This is a genomic window from Thiobacillus sp. 65-1402, assembly GCF_001897685.1.
Classification (GTDB): Bacteria; Pseudomonadota; Gammaproteobacteria; order Burkholderiales; family Thiobacillaceae; genus Thiobacillus.
Genome location: NZ_MKUG01000049.1, coordinates 1 through 3,200 on the forward strand (window position 1 = coordinate 1; position 3,200 = coordinate 3,200).

The 3,200-nt window shown below is 63.4% G+C and carries 6 protein-coding genes; 4 read left to right on the forward strand and 2 right to left on the reverse strand.

Features of this window, described 5'->3' with window-relative positions; genetic code table 11:
• Positions 1-85: 85 nt before the first annotated feature.
• Positions 86-634, reverse strand: coding sequence for an RNA polymerase sigma factor (locus tag BGO62_RS04055; protein WP_296639571.1), 549 nt, complete (start codon positions 632-634; stop codon positions 86-88).
• 145 nt (positions 635-779) lie between these two features.
• On the opposite strand from BGO62_RS04055, the gene BGO62_RS04060 reads away from it, so the two are divergent.
• Entirely contained in the window at positions 780-1,235 is a 456-nt protein-coding gene (locus BGO62_RS04060; RefSeq protein WP_296639572.1) for a DsrE family protein, read from the forward strand.
• 84 nt (positions 1,236-1,319) lie between these two features.
• Here the strand turns inward: BGO62_RS04060 and orn are convergent, their stop codons facing one another.
• On the reverse strand, positions 1,320-1,868 hold the full coding sequence (gene orn / locus BGO62_RS04065; RefSeq protein WP_296639573.1) for an oligoribonuclease: 549 nt from the start codon (positions 1,866-1,868) through the stop codon (positions 1,320-1,322).
• 114 nt (positions 1,869-1,982) lie between these two features.
• Between orn and BGO62_RS04070 the strand changes: the two genes are divergently transcribed.
• From BGO62_RS04070 to rsgA, 3 genes are all read left to right on the forward strand, one after another.
• Positions 1,983-2,291: a cytochrome c gene (locus BGO62_RS04070; RefSeq protein ID WP_296639575.1), complete on the forward strand. Its 309-nt coding sequence runs from the start codon at positions 1,983-1,985 to the stop codon at positions 2,289-2,291.
• A gap of 10 nt (positions 2,292-2,301) precedes the next feature.
• On the forward strand, positions 2,302-2,643 hold the full coding sequence (locus tag BGO62_RS04075) for a 4a-hydroxytetrahydrobiopterin dehydratase (protein WP_296639576.1): 342 nt from the start codon (positions 2,302-2,304) through the stop codon (positions 2,641-2,643).
• Between the two features lie 3 nt (positions 2,644-2,646).
• Positions 2,647-3,200 (forward strand): GTPase RsgA (gene rsgA, locus BGO62_RS04080; RefSeq protein ID WP_296639577.1); only part of this gene is annotated, 554 nt, incomplete at its 3' end.

Below are 3,200 nucleotides of genomic sequence, written 5' to 3' on the forward strand. Positions count from 1 at the left end.
ATCCTGGCGATGAGCTTTTCGCTCTCGGCGACGTCGAGTTCGCCATCGATGAATGCATGCAGGATCTCGTCCGAAACGGTCGGGCTCATTTCACCCTCCTCAGCTGCGGCTGCGCCGCAGGCTGCGGCATTGCCGCATCCAGCAAGCTTTTCAGGCTCGCACGCGCACGCGACAGACGACTCATCACCGTACCGACCGGAATGCCGAGAATCCCGGCCACTTCGGCATAGCCGAATTCTTCCAGGTCGACCAGCGTCAGCACCTGGCGCTGCCCCAGCGGCAGGCGCGCCACTGCGGCCCGCACGCAGGCAATCACCTGCTCGCGGTCGCAGCAAGCCTCGGGCGACGCGGCGCCGGATTCGAGCTCGTCCTGCCAGTCCTCGACAGCGTCGAAATCGCGCCGGCTGCGCAGGTGATCGAGCCAGCAGCGATTCATGATCGCCACCATCCAGGCCTTCAGCGCCGTCTCGTCGCGCAGCTGGGCACGCCGCACCCAGGCTTTGGACAGCGTTTCCTGCACCAGATCGTCGGCCAGCGCCGCGTCGTGGCACCAGGCATAGGCGATGCGGTAGAGCACCGGGCGCTGCGCCTCGATGCCGGGGCGGAACGGGCCAAACAGAAAACGGCTGATCATGGTCATGTCGATGTGACGCGGAACAGGGTTCGTTTATTCCAGAAAAATTCGCCTGCCGGAATGGAATAAGCGTGTCACTCGCTGCGTCTTCTTCCCAGGCTTCGATAAAGCCGGTTTATTCAATATATCAATCAGGAGACTCACCATGACACGCACTTTCGCCCCGCTACTGGCCGTTCTGCTGCTGGCAGCCGCCCCCATGGCCCACGCCGCCCCGCCGGCCGAGACTGCGGCCCCTGCCGCCGGTTCGGAAGAAAAGGTGGTCTATCACCTCAACGACAGCGAAAACGCGATGGTCGCCTTGCGCAACGTGCAGAACCACCTCAACGCCAGCAGGGATGTCCATATTGCCGTCGTCGCCCACGGCAAGGGCATCGATTTCCTGCTCGCCGGCGCGCAGGACAGGAACGGCAACCCCTACGAGCCTGCAGTGCAGGAACTGAAGGCCAAGGGCGTCGACTTCCGCGTCTGCAACAACACCCTGAAGAGCCGCAAGCTGGACGCCGGCGCGGTGATTCCCGAAGCCACCGTCGTGGCATCCGGCGTCGCCGAAATCGGCCGCCTGCAAGCGAGGGAAGGCTACGTCTACCTCAAGCCCTGAGACCCCGCTCCACTACGCGTCAAAGCGCGTGTGGAATCGTGGGCGCCAGGCGAGGTTCGTACAGCGGCCAGCCGGCCGCTGTTTTCATGCGCTGCGGATGAAATGCTCGCGGTAGTATTTCATTTCGTCGATCGATTCATAGATGTCCGCCAGCGCTTCGTGTTTGCTCGCCTTCTTGAACCCTTCGCACAAACCCGGGCGCCAGCGTTTGGCGAGTTCCTTCAGCGTGCTGACATCCAGGTTGCGATAGTGGAAGAAGGCCTCCAGCTGCGGCATGTAGCGCGCCATGAAGCGGCGGTCCTGGCAGATGGAATTGCCGCACATCGGCGAAGTCCGGGCCGGCACGTGCTGCTTCACAAACGCCAGCATCTGCGCCTCGGCCTCGGCCTCGGAAAGCGCGGAGGCCTTGACGCGATCGATCAGCCCCGATTTGCCGTGCGTACCCTTGTTCCAGTTGTCCATCGCATCCATCACCGCGTCGGGCTGGTGCACCACCAGCACCGGCCCTTCGGCCACGGTGTTGAGGTCGGCATCGGTGACGACGATGGCGAGTTCGATGATGCGATCGGTGTCGGGCGACAGGCCGGTCATTTCCATGTCCAGCCAAAGCAAATGCGTGGGATTCAAGGCCATCTCAGGGTTCCTTCGAAAAACAGGCCGCCATTCTCGCACACGACATGAACGGCGCTGGCGCAATTGCCGCCCGGTGACGATAATGCACGGAATAATCAATGAGGAACCTCGATCATGAAAACCCTGACTGCCCTATTCTGTGGCGCGCTGCTGGCAAGCGGCGCGCATGCCGCGCCGTTTGCCAAGGGCGACCCCAGGACCGGCAAGAGCCTGCACGACAAGGCCTGCATCAGCTGCCACGCCAACATGTTCGGCGGCGACGGCAGCAAGATCTACACGCGCGCCGACCGCAAGGTCAAAACCGCGCAGCAATTGGCCGCCCGCATTTCCGCCTGCAACGCCAACACCGGCACCGGCTGGTTCCCGGAGGACGAGGCGCACGTCGCCGCCTACCTCAACCAGCAGTATTACAAATTCAAGTAAGGAACCCGTCATGACCACCGTCGTTGAAGAACTCGTCCGCAAGAAATGCGCGCCCTGCGAAGGCGGCGTCGCCCCCTTGACCGATGCGCAGATTGCGCCGCTGCTGAAGGGCCTGTCCGGCTGGCAGCGCGACGGCGAAAAAATCGCCAAGGAATACAAGTTCAAGGATCACTATCAGACACAGGCGTTCACCAACGCGGTGATGTGGGTATCGCACCGCGAAGATCATCACCCCTTCCTGCTGGTCGGCTACAACACCTGCCGCGTCGAATACTGGACGCATGCAATCGGCGGCCTGTCGGAAAACGATTTCATCTGCGCAGCGAAAGTCGACGTGCTGTTCGAAATCTGACGCATGGCGGTCCTGACTGGCCAGGTCGTCGCTGCATTCAGCCGCCGCTTCATCGTTGCAACTGCGGCCGGCGAGCTGCCTTGCCAGGTCAGGGGCCGTCACCTGCGCGCGGTATGCGGCGACCGGGTCGAAGTCCGGCGCGACGGCGATGCCGGGGTGATCGAGGCGGTGCTGCCGCGCGCCAGCCTGCTCTACCGTTCCGACGCCTTCAAATCCAAGGCCATCGCCGCCAATGTGACCCAGCTTGCGGTGGTGGTGGCGGCACGGCCGAGTTTTTCGATGGAACTGGTGCAGCGCTGCATCCTCGCCGCCGAAGATCAGGGCATCGCCAGTCTGCTCGTCCTCAACAAGGCCGACCTGCCGGAAACGCCGGTCGCGCGCGCAAGGCTGGACCTGCTCACCCGCATCGGCTACCCGCTCGTCACCCTGTCGGCGCTGTCCGACGTGACGCCCCTGCAGTCTGCCCTGCGCGGCCACACCACGCTGCTGATCGGGCAGTCCGGCATGGGCAAGTCGACCCTCATCAATGCGCTGTTTCCGGGCGCCGATGCGGTGAC

Coding starts and splice junctions, on each gene's coding strand:
- BGO62_RS04055 (WP_296639571.1), bottom strand. CDS start 634: ATGATCAGCCGTTTTCTGTTTGGCCCGTTCCGCCCCGGCATCGAGGCG.
- BGO62_RS04060 (WP_296639572.1), top strand. CDS start 780: ATGACACGCACTTTCGCCCCGCTACTGGCCGTTCTGCTGCTGGCAGCC.
- orn (WP_296639573.1), bottom strand. CDS start 1,868: ATGGCCTTGAATCCCACGCATTTGCTTTGGCTGGACATGGAAATGACC.
- BGO62_RS04070 (WP_296639575.1), top strand. CDS start 1,983: ATGAAAACCCTGACTGCCCTATTCTGTGGCGCGCTGCTGGCAAGCGGC.
- BGO62_RS04075 (WP_296639576.1), top strand. CDS start 2,302: ATGACCACCGTCGTTGAAGAACTCGTCCGCAAGAAATGCGCGCCCTGC.